A 22,541-nucleotide genomic window follows, 5' to 3' on the forward strand; every position below is an offset into this window, starting at 1 on the left:
CTGCTGACTAGGCTCAGCAGAGCTGCCGAGCCTAGTGGAAATCATCAAGAAGCAGACTGCTTGAACCTCAGATACTGTCTCCTAGAACCTCAGATACTGACTGCTTGAACCTCCTAATCTGTATCTTTGCCCCAGCGCAGTCGTATCCTTGCGCCAGATGAGGCGTCTCGTTACGCTTATTCAGCCGCATTATTATGCTTGATAATAAATAGCATCTTCTGCATTTGACGGTTTGTATATGCCAGCATCTGCGAATAGTCCTTCAAAGCATAAATCTTCGTCTAATTCAGGCCAATGGATACCATATCTGCTCAATACGAAAGCCTTACGCTGGGCAGGTGTGGCGTTAGCAAGACGGCTCCAACGGCTGAAAGGATAGTTAGCCTTCCAGCCATTTTGGGTTTCTGCCCAAATATGGGCATCGTCAACCCAAACGCGATTTACTCTATATTGCTCCATAATATCTTATTTTTGATTAAAATATTCTTTCCATCTATCTATAATGACCGCCTCATTCTCAGAAATAATAGATTCTATCAAAGCAATATCATGTTTTTTGAATCCATGATTATAAATCTGGGTCAGAGGGGATACACCTTATTATATTATAGTTCTTTTATTTCATTTTCAGTCAAACCGATAATTGAAGATATCTGCTCTATGCTCAACCCATTCTTCTAATGGTGATTTAGCCACCTTGTTGAATTCGCGCAGCTAGTGCGCACACCTTTTTAGTATAATAAATCTAAAAATTTTTGGTTAGAACTCTACTTTCGCATATCTTTGCACTTAAAAAAAGTGGCACATGTGCCATAAATTTTAAGTAGAGGCATCTGTTCGAGCAGTCCTTAGGAAGCAAGTAAGCACAGGGAGGGCAGGTTTGTTACCTGCCCAATAGCATCCCCCGCCCTAATTAAAAAGGCGAGTGCCGCTTTACTGATTTGTCGCAGCCGTGAAAACCTACAACAAGATTAGAACGTCTAGAATATAGAGATTCTTCCATTATCTATTATCTTAAATGAGGGGCAACTTCTCCACTTGGCAGCAATATGCCAGCTCTAATCAAGAAAGCTTTTGCTGCTTCCTTGCTAGCCGTAGCAGCTTTTGCAGCTGCCTCTAATCTTTCTTGTCTTTTGCTATCAAATAAATCCATATTCTAGCTCTTTATATTATGGGTTTGGATAATCCTGATTGATACTTCTAGGAAGGAAATAACCCTTGATGCAATTAGGATTGCAGACACAAATCTGAATATGATTCTTTTCTCTGAATCCTGCATTAGGATATAGTTCCTGTCCTTCCCAAAATACTCCTTTTACTGAATCGTATGGATGGGCATTGGCATCCTGATTGTATGTTAAAGCAGTTTGTACAACTGCACAATCCAATTTTCTAATCAATAAATCTGTAGAATTTCCGATAGATGTATTCTTCGGTAATTCAATCCCTGATTCTTTATAAACAGTAACCATAGACTCATAAGCAGCCTTTAATTCCTGAAGATATGTGCTATCTGTTAAGTCAAAACAATACCCCAAGTCTATAATTGCACCAACAACTGCAGGCTCTTTGATTTGTGAGTTCTTTCTTTTGGCTAAATCTTTAGCCCATTGCCAAGCTCGTTCCTCATTATTTTCCCAAAAATAGATGCCGTTTCCTAACCAGTCATAGTCATTAGTGCTGGAAAGAAGATCGGTCTTACCAGCAACTACGGCATCAACAACAGACTTGTCGCAGCCATGAAATCCTATTACTAGGTTGGAGCGCCTTGAATATAAAGACTTATCCATAATTATCTCAAATGTGGTGCAACTTCTCCATTAGGTAAAAGAATTCCTGCCCTAATTAAAAAGGCACGTGCTGCTTCTTTACTGGCAGTAGAAGCCTTTCTTGCAGCCTCTAATCTTTCTTGTCTTTTGCTATCAAATAAATCCATATTCTACCTCCTTGTTTTAAAAGTTGAACATTTCTTTTGCAAAGATTATGCCAGCGAGTGCAATGAAAGTTTACTTTCAGATTGCCGAGCGCCACTAATCTTCTGCAAAGATTATGCCAGCGAGTGCAATGAAAGTTTACTTTCAGATTGCCGAGCGCCGCTAATCTTCTGCAAAGATACGCTTTTCTTCTGAAAGATGCAAGGAATTATTGAAAAATGTTTGAGAATGAGGGAAATAAAAAGAAAAACAAAAAAAACGGGGTCATCACCAGCATCGAATAATCTGGGAGAGGGCCTTACCGGGACTGCGCTGCAAAGATAATAATAAAAATGGAATATACCAAAGATCTTTTCGAAAAATTACGTCCGGACGTATCTGTAGCTACGTCGGGACGCGTCTGTTGCTACATCGGGACGTATCAAATGCTACGTCGGGACGTAATTTTTGCTGCATCGTGGGAGGTTTTTCGATAAAAAGCATAGAAAAACACGAAAAATTGAATAGAAAATAAGCGTTTTTGCTCAATATTTTCAACCTTTTAGCTCCCAAAACGCCTCTAAAACACCCGAAAATCGCTGTTTTTTGCGAAATGTGGCAATAGGTGGCAATAAGGTGACAATAGAAAAGTCCCTTATTGCCACCCGTTATCATCTTATTATCAGCTACTTATAATAAGCGTGGCAAATGTGGCAATTAATTTGAGAAAACATGTTGGCTCTTCGCAAATTTTGGTGCACATAATGCCCAACTGCAGAATTCTTTAAGAAAGTTTTACATAAAATGTTAGCGATTGTCCGACAAAAAATGTAAGTTTATCCTTAATTCCGCAACACTATAGTTTAACATTATTTATAAGTGCCTGAGCAACAAAAAGTTGCCCAGGATTTTGCCATGTCAGAATTTTCACTTACCTTAGTGTTGCGAAAAGAAGACAAGCAAAACTCTAATATGACATGGCAAAGATACAAATAAAATCTGAGAAACTCACTCCTTTTGGAGGAATTTTTTCTATTATGGAGCAATTTGATGCTCTTTTAGCTCAAACCATAGATTCCACCTTGGGATTGAGATGCACTATGTTTGGTTATCAATATAGCGAAATTCTACGCTCTCTGATGTGCGTATATCTTTGTGGCGGCTCATGTATTGAGGATGTTACAACTCACTTGATGAAACATTTGTCTCTTCATCCAACTCTTCGCACTTGCAGCGCAGACACCATATTGCGTGCTATCGAAGAACTGACTTGTAAGAACATCACCTATAAATCTGCTTCTGGCAACTCCTATGATTTCAATACTGCAGACAAGATGAACTGCTTATTGATCAAAGCCCTGCTTGCTACTGGTCAATTGAAATCCGGTCAAGAGTATGATTTTGACTTTGACCATCAGTTCATTGAAACAGAGAAGCATGATGCAAAACCAACCTACAAGAAGTTCCTGGGCTATAGTCCAGGTGTGGCAGTCATTAACGACATGATTGTCGGTATTGAAAATAGAGACGGCAACACAAACGTGCGCTTCAACCAAAGAGAGACTTTGGAAAGAATCTTCAAGCGACTGGAGGCATCAGAAGTATATATATCCCGTGCCCGCATGGATTGCGGCTCATGCTCGGAGGAAATCGTAGATATGGTAGAGGCTCATTGCAGGCATTTTTATATTCGTGCCAACAGATGCTCTTCCTTCTACGATTCCATGTTTGCCTTGACTGGATGGAAAACTGTTGAAATCAACGGTATTGAATTTGAGCTGAATTCCATCCTTGTTGAGAAATGGAAAGGAAAACCGTATCGTCTTGTCATACAGAGACAAAGGCGAATAGATGGAGACCTTGACATTTGGGAAGGCGAATATACCTACAGATGTATACTGACTAACGATTACAAGTCGAGTGCAAGAGACATCGTGGAATTCTACAATCTTCGTGGTGGCAAGGAACGCATCTTCGATGACATGAACAATGGCTTTGGCTGGAATCGATTGCCAAAATCGTTCATGGCACAGAATACTGTATTCCTGCTTATGACAGCTCTCATCAGAAACTTCTACAAAGCTATTATGCAGAGATTGAAAACCCATGAATTTGGATTGCGTGCCACCAGCAGAATCAAGACCTTTGTTTTCAAGTTCATCTCTGTTCCTGCGAAATGGATTAAGACATCACGTAGGCATGTATTGAATATTTACTCAGACAACAATGCTTATGCCAACCTGTTCAAGACAGACTTTGGTTAAAGACCATGCTTTTCTGGTTAAACCAGCGTATTACCTCAAGTCGCTTTATGGGGTAAGGGGATTTTGTGTCTGCGACATTTCTGTTGTGCAAGAAATATGTACAATAAAATGAATTTTGTCGCTTTGCAAGCAAAATCCCACTAAACCCTATAGGTTGCGGATTTGAGGTTTATTAGTGTTCAAAAAATAAGACTTACAATGGAGACAATCGCTAACATTTGCAAAGGTACAGAAAATTTAGGAAACAACCAAACGGATTTAAAATTAAATGCTTTTGAAGTGGGAGAAAACCTCGTTGCTTTCCTCATCCCCCACTTTGCTAATTTCGTTATAATCAACTATACCATCACAGAGGATGAAGTGGCACTGACGCTAAAAAGCAAGTCTACTTGCGCTTGCTGTGATCGTTGCCATATCGAGACACATCATACCCGTGGCTGGCAAAAAAGGAAAGTAACCATGCCTCCGCTCGGTGGAAAACGTTTTACACTGATTTTGTATATGCGTAAATTTCACTGTAAGGCCGATGGTCATTTCTTTACAGAGCAACAGCCCGATTGGCTCAACAAGTATGCTAGATTTTCCATTGACTGTACAAGACTAATGAACCAAGTGCACTTACAGATGTCATCAGTCTCAGCTTCCAGAATATTGTCGGATATGGGAATACATTGCTGCCCCAACACATGTATCAATCATCTCAAGAATATAAAACTAGCTTCAGATAGGACGGCAACCAACATTGGTATAGACGATTTTGCTAAAAGGAAAGGCTATTCGTATGGTAGTGCCATCGTCAATCATGACACTGGTCAAGTGTTGGAATTGATTGATTCTAGAGACTCCGAAAAGGTCGCTGAAGTCCTGAGCCTCTATCATCATGTGTCCACCATCACTCGCGATAGGGGCAAGTGTTACATCAAGGCTATAAAGAAGGCTCTTCCTGCAGCAACTGTTGTCGCAGACAAATTCCATATTATGGAAAATTTGACGAAAGCACTTTTCCCACAAGTCCAAAGCCGCTTCTTGCATGAAAGAAAACGTTTGTTGGACAAAAGTGAAATTGGTCCCAAACCTCCAGTCTTAGATCAATCCTGGGTGCTACAAGGTATTTATGCATCTTTGGACTCAATGAGTAAAGACGTGGAAAAAGCTAAAACATTGGCTAAGCGGAAGTTGTGTCTTCAAATGCATGTAAATCAAGAGCTCTCTATAAAGGATATCCATGACAAAACAGGCTATAGCAGTTGCGAGATTAAGAAACTGCTAGATGCAACTTATGAGAGTTTTCTCAACCCTAGCCAACTATGGGTATATAAAAATGTGAAGTACATATCAGATAGAATCTTAGAGAAAAAGACTTTGGAATACTCAGGTGTGGTCAAGGGCGTTCATGGTTCGGGGAAAAAGTATGCAATGAAAATGTTGCTGTCCATTCTGAGGGAGAAATGGAAAAATGAATATGGGGAGTACAAAGAAAGAATGAGGAAATTTCTATCAAAAGAAAGCATACGAATGGAAGAGCATGATCTTTGGAACGCAATTGTACACTTTAATTCAAGACCAAAGACGGAATCTGTCAAGATTTTCATGCAACAAAAAAACATGTATGATTTGAAATACTTTGTCTCCACATTTCAAGGGATATTGAGTGGAGAGAACAAAATGGGACTATACAAATGGATAAATATGGCCATTGGATGTGGGGTGGATGGAATAGAAAAGTTTGCCATGGGTTTGCTTGACGACTACCAGGCCATCAAGAATTCCATTACCAGCAAATGGAACAATGGAATTCTTGAAGGAACGGTATGCAAGATAAAAACAGTAAAACGAATTATGGCAGGACGAGCCTCCATCACCTTGTTGGAGAAAAAGGTTGCGCTTAAGCTTTAGCACTATGTGCACCAAAATTTGCGAAGAGCCAACATGTTCCTATGCGTAAAGGATCTTTGTTTCTCAAACATTCCATCAAAAACCGATTTGTATAAATACTATTGCCATCGTTTCTCCTTGGGAAAATGTTTGAGAGAGATAAAAAGAAAATTTTCGACGACATCTATTGTTTGGCCTTTCGATCTACATGCAGTGATTACAAAGTCACAATTCATTTGTAGTATTTCGGTTCAGGGGAGATTGTCCGTGTATAGACAATCTCTCCTGAGCCCATTTATGTCATTTTTTGGGAACGAGAAAATGGGAAAGTGACGAAAAGTGGTAAAACTACCACTTTTTGCTTGTAAATCACCCTCGCTAATCTTATGCAAAGATACGCTTTTCTTCTGAAAGATGCAAGGATTTACTGGAAAATTTTTTAGGGTGAGGAAGATAAAAAGAATAAGGTGTATCCTCGCTTGCCCGATGTATGGGGCAAGAAGGATATACCTTATTACATTATAGTTTTCCCTTTCCCAGATCAAAGTACAGAATGCTGATGGAATATATTATATACCAAAGCTTTTGCCCTTATAGGGTGTAGTTTGCATAGCGATATTTCACCTAGTGCGGTGTCCTGAGCTATGTGGCTCATTGCTCATTCAGCCCGCCTTGGCTGTTACTATCTGTAACTGTTCGTGTAGTTTTTTACAAACGAGTAATAGTTATGGATTAGGATAATCTGGATTAATACCTCTAGGCAGGAAATATCCCTTGATGCAGTTTGGATTGCAGACACATATCTGAATATGGTTCTTTTCTCTAAATCCCGCATTAGGATAAAGTTCTTGCCCCTCCCAAAATACACCCTTCACGGAATCGTAAGGATGCTGGTTGGCTTTTGCATTAATTCTTCTGGCTGTTTGAACAACAGCACAATCTAATTTTCTAATCAACAAATCTGTTGATTTGCCAATTGTTTCATTTCTAGGTAATGGCATGTTAGCATCAGCATAAAGTTCTTTGAGTACAGAATAAGAAGTTTTTAATTCTTGCAAATAAAAACTATCTGTTAAATCCAGACAATAGCCAAGGTCTATAATTGCACCTATTACGGCTGGTTCTTTTACACTGGAGCTTTTTCTTGTTGACAATTGTTTAGCCCATTGCCAGGCCCTATCTTCATTATTTTCCCAAAAATATATACCATTGCCTAGCCAGTCATAGTCATTGGCGCTAGCAAGAAGTTCTGTTTTGCCAGCAATCACTGCATCCACTACAGATTTGTCACAGCCATGAAACCCAACAACAAGGTTGGATCTTCTTGAATATAGAGACTCTTTCATCGTAGGTGTGGTGCTAATTGCCCATCAGGGAGCAGGATGCCTGCTTCCTTAAGAAACTTTATCGCATTTTCTTTGCTAGCAGTAATCTCTTTGATTACAGCTTGCATCCTTTCTTGTCTTTTGCTATCAAATAATTCCATATTTACCTCCTATTTTAAAGGATTAATACTATTCGACTGCAAAGATACGCTTTTCTTCTGAAAGATGCAAGGAATTATTGGAAAATATTTGAGACTGAGGGAGATAAAAAGAAAAAGGTGTATCCCGCTTGCCCGACATGTTGGGCAAGAAGGATACACCTTATTGATATTTAAATCTTGTTCGGATTTTTATTTGTATGCATCAGTACAACTTGGATTGTTGTAGTCTCTAACTGCTGCATTGTTGTTTACTTCGTTGATAGAGATTGGCCAGTTCATCCAAGCAGGACGATTTGGTATATGATAGATATAGCAAGGGTAAACTGGAGAGTAAACTGGCTTATCATGGAGAATACAAGCCATACTTTGAGTATATCGCCGACTGCCTGAAGAAGTACTCCTCCCAGCGAGACAAGCAGAAGGGAGAGGCTTTCGTGCACGGCTTCACCTTGGCGATGACAAGCCAGAACAAGTTCTATCGCCCCATCTCTGAGCTGGACAATGACGGCGGCTATGCCGACATCTTCCTCTCTCCGCTCTGTGACATCTACAAGGACATGGTAGATTCATATATCATCGAGTTGAAATATTGCAAGAGCCAAACCACAGATGAGCAAGTAAAAAAGCTCTTCGAGGAGGCTTCAGCTCAAATCTCTCGCTATGCGGACAGTGATATGGTCAGAGAAGCAGTAAAGACTACAAAGCTCCACATGCTGGTGGTTATCTACCGCGGAGCGGAAATGGTGGCTTGCGAGGAGGTATAAAACTGTTTCAACCATACAGGTCGAAAATGTTTGAGAGAGATAAAAAGAAAATTTTCGACGACATCTATTGTTTGGCCTTTCGATCTACATGCAGTGATTACAAAGTCACAATTCATTTGTAGTATTTCGGTTCAGGGGAGATTGTCCGTGTATAGACAATCTCTCCTGAACTCATTTATGTCATTTTTTGGGAACGAGAAAATGGGAAAGTGACGAAAAGTGGTAAAACTACCACTTTTTGCTTCTAAAGACAGATAACTGGGAGGTCAGGTTTGTTACCTGTCCAATAGCAAGAATGCCCTATAATCTAAGGATAGAGCGGCTAGTGCGCACACCTTTTTAGTATAATAAATCTAAAAATTTTTGGTTAGAACTCTACTTTCGCATATCTTTGCACTTAAAAAAAGTGGCACATGTGCCATAAATTTTAAGTAGAGGCATTTAGGAGTACGAAATCGGATGTTACTATTGCCGTCTGAGTTCCGCAAGGTTTTAAAGTACATCAATGAGCGACTGATCCGATGGGTGATGCGTAAGTACAAGCGCTTCTCCAAGGGTAAGAAGTTTAGCAAAGCGTATGAATGGCTTGTGGAGTATGCGGCACACAACAGAAATGAGTTTTTACCCTGGGTAAAGGGATTTGTACCCTATCCACGTCTAGGTTAATAAAGAATATAAACTTATGAACAAAAGAGTTAAGTGCGAAGAGCCTTGTGATGGGAGGCTGTCAAGCATGGTTCCGAGAGAAGGGTGGGTGAAATTCCCTCCACTTACTCGACAGCAGAACTGAAATCTTGGTACCATTTGCAGCGATACAAGCGGTACCGATTGCAGTGATAGCATGGTACCGATTATCCACGGACAATCTCTCCTGAGCCAGTATTTACCTCAGTTCGGGATAAGAAATATTGTCATGTATTGAGAATCTTTGTTTCTCAAATATTCCATCAAAAACCGATTTGTATAAATACTATTGCCATCGTTTCTTCTTGGGAAAGCCCATAAATGTTATGGAAGACACTATATTGGCTAGTTCTTTCTTACGCTACTTTGTTTTTATAGAGGAAAGATACGCTTTTCTGTCGAATGAAGCAAGGAATAAAGGAAGTTTTTTCTTGGATGTTTTTCGGGTGGAGAGAAAAATAAAAAAAGGTGTGCCCACTGCGCTCTATGACGAGCGGCGAGTGAGCACACCTTAATTATCGTAATACAAAAATTACCAATTATATTTCGGACTATCACCTACAGGAGCAGATGGTGTAGGGTTGTTCTCAGTGATTCCTGTATTGTATGAAGTCTCAGCCCTTGGCAAGCAACGATTCATCCATTCTGGAGTCTCTTGCATATTCCAACGATACAACTCAGGGTGATTGCTGTTTTCGTAGCTACGTATGATACCCTTCTTCAAGCGCTTGATATCATAAGTAGCTAAACCTTCTCCCCAGAACTCTGTTCGACGCTCCCACCAAACTTCATTTTGGAATTTGCTGGTAGAAGTATTGTAGTATGCCTCATTGTGAGTGCCATATACATACTGAGGGTCACGTGTCTTAGCAAAGGTGGTAAGCAACTGAATACCTTCTGCTTCTCGACCACTTTGCATACCTACAGCTTCAGCCTCGATAAGTTTCATTTCCTCCACACGCATCAAAGGGATATCCATACACCAACCTACATATTGATCCATTACTCCAGCTGCACCGCCAGCATTCTTGAATTTAGCGGTAATACCACCCAAAGAATGTTTGTTGGCTTTAAGTAATTCTGGATAGTCTGTATTCACCTTTAAAGCTTCCAATATACTGTTTTCATCTGTGTAAGAATCAACAGCAAAATCAACGAAGCACTTCTTGCGACAGTCTGTTGAAGGAATTGTCTCATACAAGTGGCGGTCTATATACAAAGGATAACCATAGTTGGCACCATAGCCACAGCCAGAGCCTTGCTCTGTTGTCATCTTTGCGCCCCAAGAACCATCACCATCATTATCCTTGATGTTGGTATTGGTTGCAACGTTGCGAGTTGCCAACATCCAAGACTCATTGGCAGTGTTAAACCCTTCGGTATGACTGGTATATTCATCAGCTGTCATTACTTGATAACCAGTCTGAGCCAACTTGGCATATTTCTCTGCATTTACCCAATCCTCCATCGTTAAATATGTACGAGCTTTCAAACCGTATACAACAGACAAGTCAGGTGTATACTTTGTGGTACGCTCATATCCTGCCAAATACTCCTCAGCCTTGTCAAGATCAGAGAGGATGAAGTTAAACGCCTCCTCATTAGTCATTCGAGGGTTGTTTGTAGACATCTCTCTTGTTGTAGCTTCTGTTATCTTTGGTACAGTCAATGCATTCTTGTCCTCTGCATAAGTCTTTGCGCTATACATGCGAGCGAGGTCGAGATAGAACATTGCACGCATGGCATACGCTTGACCAACTCCAGCCTTTTGGCTTTCTGTAGGCTCACCATTAGGATAAGCTATAACAGTGTTGCAGTTCTTAATCCATAAGTAATAATATGTCCAAGGCATTTGACACAGAGCATAGTTTGGCCCCAAACCTTCAGCTTGACCTGCATACCAAGTTGCAAACCATTCTGAGCCAGAGCAATCGGCTGGCACAATATCCTGTCCCATAATGTCATTCTGAATGAGTATAGATGGATAGCCCCAGTCGTTTGCATATTGACTAGAACCACTATATGTGTATTCTCCAGAAAGGTTTGATGTGATAGCATCAACAAGAGAAGCAAAAGCTTTAGGCGCTTCTTCCAACTCCTTCTGGCTAACATAACCCTTTTCTGCATCAAACTCCTTTATACAACTCGTCAATGAAGTGGCCATCAACGAGACTGCAATGAATTTAATTATATTCTTGTTCATTTTGAAATTTCATTTTATCAGTTAAACAACTCTTTCCTTATTAGAATGTAACCTGGATGCCACCAGAAATGTTACGAGTTGGAGAGTAAGAACCGTAGCTGCTTGAGCCATCGTATGAGAAACGAGGATCAAGACCCTTACGAGCAGACCAGAAGCAGAGGTTCTCGCCCATTACATAAACACGAAGCTTAGACAACAGTGGAATCATACCTTTAGGGAAGGTATAACCTACAGAAAATGATTGGAAGTTGAGATAACTTGCACTTTCCAAGAATCTGTCACTGCGTGATGCCACATACTGGTCACCATACTGATAGCGAGGAATATTGGATGAAGTATTGTCTGCGCTCCAAGACTTGAAGATATCTTTGTGGAGTCCCAATCCTCTACCTGCACTGTATGCATTATCCATAAGAACTGCGTAACCACTATCATATACCTTACCACCAAGCTGGAAGTCGAAAATCAAGGAAGCATCAAATCCTTTGAAGCTAAAGTTTGTACTGAAACCTCCAAATACCTTTGGCAGCAATGAACCCATCTCATAATAGGTAGCCTTAGAGTAATCTGTTGTGGTAGAACTCATATTCTTACCAGGGCGTGTTCCTGCATTTGCTTCCTGCAACTCGTCGTCAACCCAGTAAAGAGCTTGACCATCTTCGCTTACGCCAGCATATTTAGGTAAGAAAGCGTTATAAAGCGGACCGCCCTCACGATACCAATATTGGAATGTTCTTGTTGGGTTTGCCTCAGAGAATCCGCCATAATCCTTTGTCTTTGACTCAGGCAATTTGAGAACCTTGGTAGAGTTATGAGACATATTCAAACTTACAGACCAATCTAAATCACGTGTGCGAATGATAGAACCAGTCAAGGCAAATTCAATACCGTTGTTTCGAATGTCGCCTACGTTGCCATAGTAACCACGAGAACCATTTGACTCTGGAATAGACAGCCAGAAAAGCAAGTCGGATGTCTTCTTGGAGTAGAAGTCGATGTTACCGCTCAGTCTATTCTTGAAGAGCGAGAACTCTACACCTACGTTGAAGTTGTTGGTCGTCTCCCATGTGATATCTTCATTACCTACTCTGTAGAATGAAGGAGAAATAGTTGTTGTACCTGCAATGGTAAGTGTGTAAAGATTGGTATAAGCAAAGCTACCAATGTTATCATTACCTTGCTGACCGTAAGATACTTTCAACTTCAAGTTATCTACCCAAGGAGCGTTAAACCAACTTTCCTTGCTGATAATCCAAGCGGCACCAAGAGACCAGAAATTACCCCAACGATGTGACTTTGCAAAGTAGGAAGAACCGTCTCGACGATAAGAGGCAGAAGCGAAGTACTTCTCATCGTAGTTGTACTGTGCACGACCGAAGTAACCTTCTACGTTGTAGTCGGTTTGGTATGAGGTGTTGCTATAAGGATTGGCATACGCATAGAGTTCCTGAATATATGGAGAGAACTCATAACGAGCATTACCTTCAAGATACTTCACATTCTGACGATAGTATTCATGTCCGAGCAATGCATCAACATTGTGCTTGCCAAACTGCTTGAGGAATGTCAATGTCTGGACATTGTTTGTTCTCAAGTTCGCTGTATTGCTCTTTTTCAAAGAACCATTTGCACCAGCATTAGGACCCTCGAAAGAGTTCAAATAGTCGTGCAAATCAAACACATCGTATGTTACGGTGCTAGACAGATTCAACTTCAACCAATCTGTAAAACTGATGTCCGCAGCAATGTTGGCGTTGATCTGGTTCATACCTTGCTTCCACTTGTTGTACTGGTTGGCTGCAATAGGGTTGCCAGTAGCCATGTATGGACGAGTCATACCATAACCATTAGCTGGAGTACCGTAATCATATCTCTTGTGACCGTATTGGTCTGTGAGAATGTAAGGATTACCACTCTCATCGACACCACGAATGTAAAGAGGATAAATTGGAGCAATACGTGATACAAAGTAGAACATGTTACCTGAGCTACCTGTAGTAGAACTCAAGTTAGGGTTCTGCTCTGTGTCTGAATGAACGAACTGAGCGTTGGCAGCAAGTTTCAACCATTTCTTTGCCTGATAGTCTGCCTTGATACGTCCACTATAACGCTTGTAACTAGAGTTTTCGATAACACCATTGTCATCCAAGTAGCCTAAACTAGCATAGAAAGAGCCACGATCCAAAGCTCCCCTTACACTGATGTTATATTCCTGGCGGAACGAATTTTTGTAAGCAGCATCAGCCCAGTTGTCTGGTGTCAAATAAAGAGTCTGCCCGTTTGCGGTAATGGTTCTGCCAAGAGTTGCATTGGGATTCAACTTGCCGTCAGTGCCAATTAAAGACTCTCCGTCTGGCAAGGTGTAGCAATTGTATACCAACTGATTAAGCATCGTTTTGTTAGCCCAAGCATTTGCAGAAGTTGCATCCATACCTCTTGACAATGCATAATTATTATACTGCATATAATAAGCCTCATAATACTGACCTGGATCACGGATAACATCATATTCTGGGATAGCACGTGAGTTGGAACCCCACTTCATGTCAACAGTAACCTCTGCGTCCTTGTTCTTACCACTCTTTGTTGTAATCAGGATAACACCAGCAGCACCACGAGCACCATAAAGTGCAGCAGATGCAGCATCTTTCAATACGGTTACAGACTCGATATCTTCAGTTGGAATTGAAGAAAGGTTACCTGGATAAGGAGCACCATCAACAATAACCAAAGGTGCTGTTGCTGCATACATAGAGGCAATACCACGGATGTTGACGCCGTTGTTGTCAGAACCAGGCTGACCAGAAGTACCACGCAACTGCAAGCCAGGCACAGAACCAACCAAAGCATCAGTTACGTTAGTTGAAATCTTCTTAGAAAGTTCCTCAGAACCTACCACGGCTGCAGAACCGGTAAATGCACTCTTCTTAGCAGTACCGAAAGCAACAACCATGACTTCATCCAATGCATGATTGTCTGGGTCAAGAACAATTTTCATGTTCTTGCCAGCCTTTACAGTCTTACCAATCATACCGATGTAAGAAATCTCCAACTTAGCATTTGCAGGAGCATTCAATGAGAAGTTACCATCAACATCGGTAACTGTACCGGTATTGGTACCTGCTACTTTGATAGAGGCACCAATAACTGGGCTTCCATCCTCAGAAGAGGTAATAGTACCGGAAACTTGAGTTTGCGCCAACGCCATTCCTAAACTAAGGAAGAGGCAGGCAATAAACGTCATGAGTCTTTTTTCCATAAATCTCTCTCGTTTAATTAATTAATAAATATATAATGTTTTATATTTCTTTCTCACTACATATCCTCCCAACTTTTATTGAGCCTGGGGGCTCATTTCTTGTCTCCAACTCTTATTCCGAACTGGTGGGGTGGGTATGTTGCCATACCTTATTATATATAGGGAAGTATCTCAAACTTCACTAAATTTTAATAATATTTTTAATCGGCTGCAAAAATAAGCATTTTTTAGGAAATCACCAAACTTTTTTCTAGAAAAGTTGCACTTTCCCCGACATTTTATTATAAATATGCGGTTTTTATACACTTTTGCTTATGAAAAACAAGAGAAAGCGGCAGTTTTGTCAAAAACTGCCGCTTTCTCTGAAATACTGAAGTTTCGCAAGTTTCGCCCCACACGCCCTGGGCTAGGAGCTTCTGGGCCTTCAGCCCGTACTTAAACCACATTTGAAAGTTCTGCCTTTAATTCTTTGTCTAGAACAAAGAGCATATAGAGGGGGATGTTGATGGTTTTTGAACTGTTGTTTCTCTCGTATGGCAAGAGACTGGTGCGAACCAACTTGTCTTGCACCTTCCAGTATGAGTGGCTTCCTTCCGTGACTGTCTTTCCATTTTAACAATTGGGGTATAAGTAGTCTTTCCATACGCTAAAAATTATGTTTTGGCAAAGATGCTAATAAACAGTGAATTACGCAAGTAAAATCACATTTTCCTAAGGACTTTTAAGTATATTTATCACATTTTCCTAAGGACTTTTCTGTTAAATCATCACATTTTCCTAAGGACTTTTGACTGGAAATCCCACATTTTTCAAAACAAGTCGTCTCCTGTTACCTGTCTGTTGATCTTTCTTGCATACATATTATTATACAGTCCATGAGGGGTGACAAAAGTTGGTATGAGCGTCTTGGTGGTCTTCGTCACTTTCTTGAAAACCTTCAGGCGGTGTGCCAGATGGGCATCGTATGCCTTGCTGATTTCATATTCCCCATTGCAATATTTCATCTCGCAGATAGAGATGGATTTATCCGAGCGGTCTATCAGCAGGTCAATCTGTGTTCCACGTTTCAGGTCTTCGTCTGCCTCCTCGTCTGCCATAACTTTGGCAGTAGGTCGGTAAGACCATGAACAAGGGGTATTGATGCTGCCATCTATGCCCAAAGCTCTGATAATTTCGTTGATGTGGTGAAGGCATACGATTTCAAAGGCATGACCGCACCATGATTCATACTCTGCAGTGGTTTGCATCTTGACCCAATAGTTGTCGAGGAATGCCCCCTTATTATGCATGAATTTGAAATAAAACAGGCAGAAAGGATCTATGAGCTGATACATCATATCTTTCTTCGACTTGCCGAAAGGAGTATAACTGCGGATGAAATCACATTGCTCAAGTTCTTTGAGTATCTGGCTGAACCTTCCGTTGTTTGCCAGTCCCGTGGCGTCCAGCAGGTCTTGTCGGGTCATTCCTTTGCCTTTGCTTTTCAGGGCTTTAACTATGGTAAGATGGTTGTCGGCTTTCTTGAAGAGCGAACTGAACAGACGGTCAAACTCTTCGGTGAGTTCGCCGCCACGGGTGAAGCAAAGCTGCTGGATATTCTGTGCCACACTTTTGTTGTTTTCGAAAAGAGACAGGTAATAAGCTACACCGCCCATTGCCATATAGCACTCAATGATTTCCGGGCGCTCATAATAAAAACCCTGTGCTTTGAAATACTCTTCTACTTCATGCAGCTTGAAGGGAGAGAGCAGAATGTTGTGAGTAATGCGATTATGGAGCCCTCCCCGTGAATTGATAACCTGGTTGAGCATCCAGGTGGTAGCACTTCCACAGGCTATCAGTTTGATGTCGCTGCGGTATGATGCCCAGTCGTTCCAGAAATGTTCCAGTGCACTGATGAAGTGGGAGGCATACGTGTCGAACCAGGGAAGTTCATCGAAGAAGATGATTTTTGTTCCTTCTGGCATTTTTTCCAATGCTTTCTGCAGAAGCCGGAATGCTTCCGGCCAATTAGAAGCATCAGTTTCTATGCCTAACTGGTCGTTGAGTGCGAAGCTGAAACTCGCAAGTTGCTCCTTGGTTGTAACATTGTCTTTGCCTGTAATGCGGAATGTAAATCTGTTTTCGAACAGTTCTTTTACAAGAAAAGTCTTGCCTACACGGCGTCTGCCATAGATGGCTATAAATTCTGATTTGCGGCTTGAAATATAGTTCTCAAGCTTTCCAATCTCTTGTTCTCTGCCTATAATATTCTCCTTCATATCTATCTCATATTAGTGAAACCTGTCGCAAAGTTACAAAAAATATGAGATTACGACAACTTTTAAACGAGAAATCTGTCGTAATCTCGATAAAAAAGTGAGATTACGACAGATTTTCATGAATTTTCTCTTTAATTACTTGTCTACGGTAGAAGAAACATTGTTCTTCTCATAGAAAGCTTTGTATTCTTCACCACCATACTTCAGACCGAGATCTTCGCCGGCGATACCATCGCAGAAGCCCTTGTAAGCCCACTTGCACTTGTAGTCCTTGTCGAAGAGGTTAGGCACCTGACCCTTGAGCCAGTATTCGTGTTCTACCTCATTATCTGACTTTAGGGGCTTTCAAGGTGAAGTTACCTGCATTCTGGTATGGGAATGCAACGAATATAAACAGCAAAGACAGGTACTTTAAAGCATTACCTGCATGTCTCATGATTAATTGGTTTTTATGATTTAATTGGTTTAAAACTTGTTCGTTGGTTTATATACGAATTTTGTTTTTATTGATTTTCTGTTGCAAAGATAGTCTTTTATCTGTTAAGTGCCGTTAACTAACGTGCCATCGGTGTTTCTTTTTGTTTCATATCTGAATAATATATAAATAAAAAAACAAAAGAAGGAAATATGAAACAATATATCTCCTTCTTTTGTTAATTAAGTGTATTTCGACATCTATTTATTGTATTCTAATACGTTTGTCGAAAATATGGTATTCTGTCATTGTAGCTTGTCTTATTCTGTATAGCTTGGGTTCTGATAAGCTGCTTTTTCCTCAGCAGACATCTGGAGCGCATCAATCTGTCCCTGTGGAATAGGACGGAGATACTTCTCTGGAGTGATGAGCACACGTTCCCAAGTCTTAGGAGTATGATCGCCTGCAGTAAGACCGCAGATGGTATAGGTTCCTGCAATCTGCTTCCATGTTTGGGTGCGGACGAGATCCCACCAACGGTAACCTTCACCGAAGAACTCGCGTGAACGCTCTGCCAGAATATACTCGATGGTGATATTCTGAGGTGTAGCATCCTTCATCTGCTGACTGTAGTCTGCCACCTTCTCGCGCTGACGGTTGTTGTCGTATGTCCAGACACCGGCACGACCACGAATCTCATTGATCAGATTGCGAGCGGTCCAGTTGCCAGTTGTTGTTGCACCCTTTACTGCAGCCTCGGCAGCGATGAAGTAGAGTTCAGAGAACTTCAATACAGGGTATGGACGTGGGCTGTCACCATTTGGCTTACCCAATGCGTTGCCATTGTCTGAACGGTAGATACCATTCTTCCAGTTGTTCAACCATGCATAGCGACTGATACCACTTGCTGCAATCACCCAGTCGGCACGACCAGGAAGCACACCTGCGCCTACATTGCTGTAGCCAGCTCCCTTTTTACCATCACCAGCTGCATTCTGTACACCTTCCTGTGGATAAACGATGCCTGCAGCTTCACTGTCGTCGATGAAGGTAAGGATAGAGTCCTGTGCATTTACAGGCAGGTTGTTGGCATTATATGCTGTGCCTGAAATAGCACCAGACTTATCCCAGTTGCTGCGGAACTGATAAGCAAATGTTCCGTCGAAACGAGAGTCCATCTTCTTCTCAGCGAAGGTCTTGGTCATTACCTCGATAGGAGTAGCCATCTGCTTCCAAGGACGGTCCTTTCCCTGCACAGCTTCACGCTGTACAGAACGGAATGCATCCCATGTTGTGGCATTCTTGGATGTCTCCAGGAAGGTATAGTCCCAACGGCACATCCAACGGGCGAAGTTACCAGGCGCATTACCACCTGCCCAGTCGAAGTTGGTACCACCATCATAGTAGTTGTTAGACTCGTTGTGGTCTGCATAGAGCAAAATCTCGTTGTTGCGGTCGTTTGTACCCACGTTAACCATATAGAATGATTTCTGCAAACCAAATCCAGCAGGATTGTTGATGGCTTCTACTGCAATATTGTATGCCTGCTGGAAGTACCATGCTGCATCATGACCATCTGGGTCTTGGCGGTCGCAGGTAGGGTAGGTTGGAATGTTGTTTGGATTCTGCAACCACCATCCGTATGTCAGATAAGCCTTAGCCAGTACCAGACGAGCTGCGGTCTTGGTGACACCACCTGTGACACGACCTGCGTCAGGAAGCTGTTCGATGGCAATCTTCAAGTCAGGAAATACCGCCTTGGTATAAACTTCTGGTACTGTGTTACGGGTAGAAGTACGGGTAGCATTGATGTTGAACTTCAACTCACCGGCACCTAAATCCAATGGAACACCACCGAAGGTCTGAACCAACTCGAAGTAGTCGAATGCACGGAAGAAGCGAGCTTCTGACAAAAGACTTTCAGTAATGCCTGCAGTAGAACCATTCTCAATTACACCACTTGCGGTATTGATATCAGAGAAGGCTACGTTCCATAAAACATCTGCTCGACAGTTGCTTGGATTCAGAATCTGCTCTGTCATATCGATAGGGTAATCGTTTCCGTTACCACCATGTCCGTAGGTATACTCATCGGTGCCTTCCTCTGTAGCTATGAGCCAATAACCATTGCCCCAATAATAGCGAAGGTTGGCATAGAGTGATGTGATACCTGCCTGTACACCTTTTTCTGTCTTAAAATATTCAGGGGTATATCCCTGACGGTCGGTTTCTTCGAGCACACTAGAGCAACCTGTAAATGCAAGGCCAGATGCAAGAAGTCCTGCTGCTAATATATAACTGCGAATTTTCATTGTTGTCAATTTTTAGAAGGTTATGTTTAATCCGAGCAACCAGTTGCGGGTAGAAGGTGTGTTGAAACCTACTACGAGCAAGTTTGACTTGTAGAATGAGGTTACAGCCTGATTCTCGTTACCGTATGAGTTGGTCTCTGGGTCCATGCCTGATTCATCATGGTATGGAGAGAAGAGTACGAATGGATTCTGTACGGTTGCATAAACGCGAGCCTTGCTGATACCACATTTCTTGAGCCATGGCTGATTGAAGTTGTAACCCAATGTGATGGTACGAATCTTGAGATAAGAACCACTGAAGTAACCCAGTGAATTACCATACTTAGGGTTGTTACTGCTTTCGATACCACCTGGCTTTGGATAATCATTTGTAGGATTGTCCTCTGTCCAATAGTTTACATCAATGTTGTTACGACGACCGGTCAGCATGTTCAGGTAACCCTGTGAACCGTAGATGGTGCTGATCAATGTACCACCATGACGGTATGAAGCTACTACTGAGAGATCCCAGTTCTTGTAAGCTACACGGGTATTGAAACCACCTTCCCAGTCTGGGTCTACCTTCATGATCTGACGGTCAGCCTCACCATATGGACGGGTTGGAGTGCCATCTGCATTATAGTCACCATTGTACTTAATCTTGATCATACCAGCGTTACCACCAGGTTCTGCAACCTTGCGGATGTCTTCCTCGTCGGTCTGCCAGATACCAATCTTCTCATAGTCGTAGATGACGTTGATTGGTTTGCCAACGAACCACCAGTTACTTTCGTCACGTGTTGCTCCTGAAGCCAATTCTACCAATTCATTCTTATTGGTATAGAAATTTACACCGGCATCCCATGTCCATCCATTCTTATTGTCGATGATGGTTCCGTTCAGAGAAAGCTCGAAACCCTTGTTGCGGGTCTTACCTACATTTGCCATATAGCTGCTTACGCCGGATGTTGATGGCAAGTTAACGCTCATCAGCAAGTCTTCTGTATTCTGAACATAGTACTCTGCAGTACCGCTCAAACGACCACCGAAGAGAGAGAAGTCGATACCATAGTTCCAAGTCTTGGAATATTCCCAGCCGAGTTCTGAGTTAGGAAGAGAAGAAACGTACATACCTACCGCATAACCATTAGGGTCGCTACCGAAGTTGTAGGCACGTGTGCTTAATGCACCGAGGGTTGAATATGGGTTTACTGACTGGTTAGATGTCTCACCATAACCCACACGGAGTTTTAAGCTTTCCAGCCAAGTAATATCCTTCATGAAGTTTTCACGAGAGATATTCCAACCGAGAGATACGGCAGGATAAGTATGCCACTGGTGTCCCTTTGCCAGACGGGAAGAACCATCTGAACGGAAGGCTACGCTTGCCATATACTTGTTGTCGTAGTTGTACATCACACGACCCATTACAGACTCAAGACCACTCTTGTAATAAGCCTGGTTTGCAGGATCTACTGTGACTGTCTTGGCATAACCGATGTTATAGAACTGGAACTTGTCGTTAGGAATGTCGAGTCCATACATATAGGTCTGGCGATAGTTGGTCTGCTCAGCTGAGTAAAGTGCTACCGCATTGATAGTATGCTTGCCCCATGTCTTGTCGTATGTCAGCATATTCTCGATAGCCCAGTTGGTTGTGCGCTGGTAGCGGGAAGTGGCATGAGAGTCTGCATTATCCTTGTCTGAGAATACCCCCTGGCCTACGAAATTACCATATTCGCTGGAACGATAGTTCAAACCGAGGTTGATGCGATACTTCAATCCATCTACATGAGGAATCTTTACTTCACCATAGAAGTTGTTGTAAGTACCGTATGCCTTTGTCTGGTCCTTGTGGCTGTCGCCAAGATTCTCGATGGTATTCTTGGTATAAACCCACTGGTCATCACTAGACATGCGGATGCGTGTCTTTAAAGAACCATCTTCATTATATGGGTTAGCGATAGGAGTTGCACTCAATGTATTGTAGAGACCTAGGTCGCTATTATTGGTGATACTGTAGTTGCTGTTGGTGCTGAAACCAATCTTCACATATTTACCGATTTCTTGATCGATGGCTGCGTGCATGGCATAACGGTTGAAGTTCTGTGTTGGGATAACAGCTTCATCACGATAGTATGAGAGTCCGAAGTTATAGCTTCCTTTAGAAGAACCGCCAGATACTCCAATGTCATGGTTGGTTGTGATACCCGTCTTGAACAATTCGTCCTGCCAATCCATATCCACAGCACCATCTTCACCCCAATATTTTTCATCAGGACCGTTCTGGAACTTGTTGGCATACTGACGGAGTTTGGTGAACTGTTCTGCGTTCATCATCGGATAACGATGGAAGAGAGTCTTGGCACCGATGTAACCATTATAAGTTACAGTAGGGCGCTGTTCCTGATAACCTTTATAAGTAGTGATGATGATGACACCGTTGGCACCACGAGAACCGTAGATTGCAGTAGCAGAGGCATCCTTCAAGATGTCCATGCTCTTGATGTTGTTAGGGTCGATGTCGCTGATACTACCTGCGAATGGAATACCATCGAGTACGATCAATGGGTCATTGCTGGCAGTCAGGGAACGTGTACCACGGATACGAATCTGCATGGATGCGCCAGGCTTAGATGAAGTCTGAGCCATCTGTACACCTGCGATACGTCCCTGGAGGGCGTTGGTGATGTCTGCACCAGGAACCTCACGTACCAATGAACCAGTAACGTTAGCTACTGATCCTGTTACAGCTTCCTTACGTTGGGTACCATAACCGATAACGACAACATCGTTGAGGCTATGACCTTCTTCCTCCATTGAAACCTTAATGTTTGTCTGATTGCCTACTACAATTTCCTTGGTGTTGTAACCAACATAAGAAATCACGAGCGTAGCACCAGGCTTTACATTAATAGAGAAATTACCATCCAGGTCGGTTACTACACCGTTACCTGTTCCTTTCTCTTTGATTGTTGCACCAATCAGCGGACCCATAGAGTCGCTGATATTACCTGTAACCTTTTTTGTTTGTTGTACTGAAGTTGCTATTAGAGAATTTGCTTCTCCATTGCTAGCTTGTACCTCTGGAGCATACATTCCAAGTGCGGAACACATACCCATTAA

17 protein-coding genes are annotated in these 22,541 nt (G+C 42.0%); 5 read left to right on the top strand and 12 right to left on the bottom strand.

Going from position 1 to position 22,541, the window contains the following annotated elements:
• Positions 1-192 precede the first annotated feature (192 nt).
• From FO447_RS13180 to FO447_RS13195, 4 genes are all read right to left on the bottom strand, one after another.
• Positions 193-459: a DUF2442 domain-containing protein gene (locus tag FO447_RS13180; protein ID WP_200756734.1), complete on the bottom strand. Its 267-nt coding sequence runs from the start codon at positions 457-459 to the stop codon at positions 193-195.
• Positions 460-1,009: 550 nt separating this feature from the next.
• Positions 1,010-1,153: a hypothetical protein gene (locus tag FO447_RS13185; RefSeq protein WP_171479986.1), complete on the bottom strand. Its 144-nt coding sequence runs from the start codon at positions 1,151-1,153 to the stop codon at positions 1,010-1,012.
• 16 nt (positions 1,154-1,169) lie between these two features.
• Complete coding sequence (locus FO447_RS13190; protein ID WP_118139258.1) at positions 1,170-1,790, bottom strand: hypothetical protein; 621 nt, start codon at positions 1,788-1,790, stop codon at positions 1,170-1,172.
• 2 nt (positions 1,791-1,792) lie between these two features.
• Positions 1,793-1,936: a hypothetical protein gene (locus tag FO447_RS13195; protein ID WP_006847677.1), complete on the bottom strand. Its 144-nt coding sequence runs from the start codon at positions 1,934-1,936 to the stop codon at positions 1,793-1,795.
• Between the two features lie 954 nt (positions 1,937-2,890).
• On the opposite strand from FO447_RS13195, the gene FO447_RS13200 reads away from it, so the two are divergent.
• The gene (locus FO447_RS13200) at positions 2,891-4,177 is read left to right on the top strand and encodes an IS1380-like element IS942 family transposase (protein ID WP_055235773.1); all 1,287 of its coding nucleotides are present in this window, start codon (positions 2,891-2,893) and stop codon (positions 4,175-4,177) included.
• A gap of 198 nt (positions 4,178-4,375) precedes the next feature.
• A complete protein-coding gene (locus tag FO447_RS13205; protein WP_118082171.1) occupies positions 4,376-6,073 on the top strand; it encodes an ISL3 family transposase in 1,698 nt (565 codons plus the stop codon).
• 704 nt (positions 6,074-6,777) lie between these two features.
• Here the strand turns inward: FO447_RS13205 and FO447_RS13210 are convergent.
• Complete coding sequence (locus FO447_RS13210) at positions 6,778-7,398, bottom strand: hypothetical protein (protein ID WP_117588248.1); 621 nt, start codon at positions 7,396-7,398, stop codon at positions 6,778-6,780.
• Positions 7,395-7,538 (bottom strand): hypothetical protein, encoded by a 144-nt coding sequence (locus FO447_RS13215; protein ID WP_153089775.1) that lies wholly within the window; start codon positions 7,536-7,538, stop codon positions 7,395-7,397. The genes FO447_RS13210 and FO447_RS13215 overlap by 4 nt, the downstream gene beginning before the upstream one ends.
• 266 nt (positions 7,539-7,804) lie before the next feature.
• Here FO447_RS13215 and FO447_RS13220 point away from each other — a divergent pair, with 266 nt between their 5' ends.
• The 3 genes from FO447_RS13220 to FO447_RS13230 all read left to right on the top strand — a co-directional run bounded on the left by FO447_RS13220 (position 7,805) and on the right by FO447_RS13230 (position 9,501).
• Positions 7,805-8,302, top strand: coding sequence for a PD-(D/E)XK nuclease domain-containing protein (locus FO447_RS13220; protein ID WP_437182721.1), 498 nt, complete (start codon positions 7,805-7,807; stop codon positions 8,300-8,302).
• 459 nt (positions 8,303-8,761) lie between these two features.
• Positions 8,762-8,968 carry a group II intron maturase-specific domain-containing protein gene (locus FO447_RS13225; RefSeq protein ID WP_118416843.1) on the top strand — a complete coding sequence of 69 codons (207 nt, stop codon included), beginning with the start codon at positions 8,762-8,764 and terminating at the stop codon, positions 8,966-8,968.
• 344 nt (positions 8,969-9,312) lie between these two features.
• Entirely contained in the window at positions 9,313-9,501 is a 189-nt protein-coding gene (locus tag FO447_RS13230) for a hypothetical protein (protein ID WP_200756736.1), read from the top strand.
• A 17-nt stretch (positions 9,502-9,518) separates the two neighbouring features.
• Here the strand turns inward: FO447_RS13230 and FO447_RS13235 are convergent, their stop codons facing one another.
• From FO447_RS13235 to FO447_RS13260, 6 genes are all read right to left on the bottom strand, one after another.
• Positions 9,519-11,189, bottom strand: coding sequence for a RagB/SusD family nutrient uptake outer membrane protein (locus tag FO447_RS13235; RefSeq protein WP_200756739.1), 1,671 nt, complete (start codon positions 11,187-11,189; stop codon positions 9,519-9,521).
• Between the two features lie 40 nt (positions 11,190-11,229).
• Positions 11,230-14,448: a SusC/RagA family TonB-linked outer membrane protein gene (locus tag FO447_RS13240; protein WP_200756741.1), complete on the bottom strand. Its 3,219-nt coding sequence runs from the start codon at positions 14,446-14,448 to the stop codon at positions 11,230-11,232.
• Between the two features lie 809 nt (positions 14,449-15,257).
• The gene (locus FO447_RS13245; RefSeq protein ID WP_118063380.1) at positions 15,258-16,709 is read right to left on the bottom strand and encodes an AAA family ATPase; all 1,452 of its coding nucleotides are present in this window, start codon (positions 16,707-16,709) and stop codon (positions 15,258-15,260) included.
• Between the two features lie 135 nt (positions 16,710-16,844).
• Positions 16,845-17,000 (bottom strand): hypothetical protein, encoded by a 156-nt coding sequence (locus FO447_RS13250; protein WP_200756743.1) that lies wholly within the window; start codon positions 16,998-17,000, stop codon positions 16,845-16,847.
• A gap of 444 nt (positions 17,001-17,444) precedes the next feature.
• Entirely contained in the window at positions 17,445-19,436 is a 1,992-nt protein-coding gene (locus FO447_RS13255; protein ID WP_118063382.1) for a RagB/SusD family nutrient uptake outer membrane protein, read from the bottom strand.
• Positions 19,437-19,448: 12 nt separating this feature from the next.
• Positions 19,449-22,532 carry a SusC/RagA family TonB-linked outer membrane protein gene (locus tag FO447_RS13260; protein WP_437182722.1) on the bottom strand — a complete coding sequence of 1,028 codons (3,084 nt, stop codon included), beginning with the start codon at positions 22,530-22,532 and terminating at the stop codon, positions 19,449-19,451.
• Positions 22,533-22,541: the final 9 nt, after the last annotated feature.

The sequence above is a fragment of the Segatella copri genome, assembly GCF_015074785.1.
GTDB lineage: Bacteria > Bacteroidota > Bacteroidia > Bacteroidales > Bacteroidaceae > Prevotella.

Excerpts from the sequence above, each read along its gene's own strand:
- FO447_RS13245 (WP_118063380.1), bottom strand. The coding sequence starts at position 16,709 with ATGAAGGAGAATATTATAGGCAGAGAACAAGAGATTGGAAAGCTTGAG.
- FO447_RS13205 (WP_118082171.1), top strand. The coding sequence starts at position 4,376 with ATGGAGACAATCGCTAACATTTGCAAAGGTACAGAAAATTTAGGAAAC.
- FO447_RS13215 (WP_153089775.1), bottom strand. The coding sequence starts at position 7,538 with ATGGAATTATTTGATAGCAAAAGACAAGAAAGGATGCAAGCTGTAATC.
- FO447_RS13195 (WP_006847677.1), bottom strand. The coding sequence starts at position 1,936 with ATGGATTTATTTGATAGCAAAAGACAAGAAAGATTAGAGGCTGCAAGA.
- FO447_RS13240 (WP_200756741.1), bottom strand. The coding sequence starts at position 14,448 with ATGGAAAAAAGACTCATGACGTTTATTGCCTGCCTCTTCCTTAGTTTA.
- FO447_RS13180 (WP_200756734.1), bottom strand. The coding sequence starts at position 459 with ATGGAGCAATATAGAGTAAATCGCGTTTGGGTTGACGATGCCCATATT.
- FO447_RS13255 (WP_118063382.1), bottom strand. The coding sequence starts at position 19,436 with ATGAAAATTCGCAGTTATATATTAGCAGCAGGACTTCTTGCATCTGGC.
- FO447_RS13260 (WP_437182722.1), bottom strand. The coding sequence starts at position 22,532 with ATGTGTTCCGCACTTGGAATGTATGCTCCAGAGGTACAAGCTAGCAAT.
- FO447_RS13210 (WP_117588248.1), bottom strand. The coding sequence starts at position 7,398 with ATGAAAGAGTCTCTATATTCAAGAAGATCCAACCTTGTTGTTGGGTTT.
- FO447_RS13190 (WP_118139258.1), bottom strand. The coding sequence starts at position 1,790 with ATGGATAAGTCTTTATATTCAAGGCGCTCCAACCTAGTAATAGGATTT.
- FO447_RS13230 (WP_200756736.1), top strand. The coding sequence starts at position 9,313 with ATGGAAGACACTATATTGGCTAGTTCTTTCTTACGCTACTTTGTTTTT.
- FO447_RS13225 (WP_118416843.1), top strand. The coding sequence starts at position 8,762 with ATGTTACTATTGCCGTCTGAGTTCCGCAAGGTTTTAAAGTACATCAAT.
- FO447_RS13235 (WP_200756739.1), bottom strand. The coding sequence starts at position 11,189 with ATGAACAAGAATATAATTAAATTCATTGCAGTCTCGTTGATGGCCACT.
- FO447_RS13200 (WP_055235773.1), top strand. The coding sequence starts at position 2,891 with ATGGCAAAGATACAAATAAAATCTGAGAAACTCACTCCTTTTGGAGGA.
- FO447_RS13185 (WP_171479986.1), bottom strand. The coding sequence starts at position 1,153 with ATGGATTTATTTGATAGCAAAAGACAAGAAAGATTAGAGGCAGCTGCA.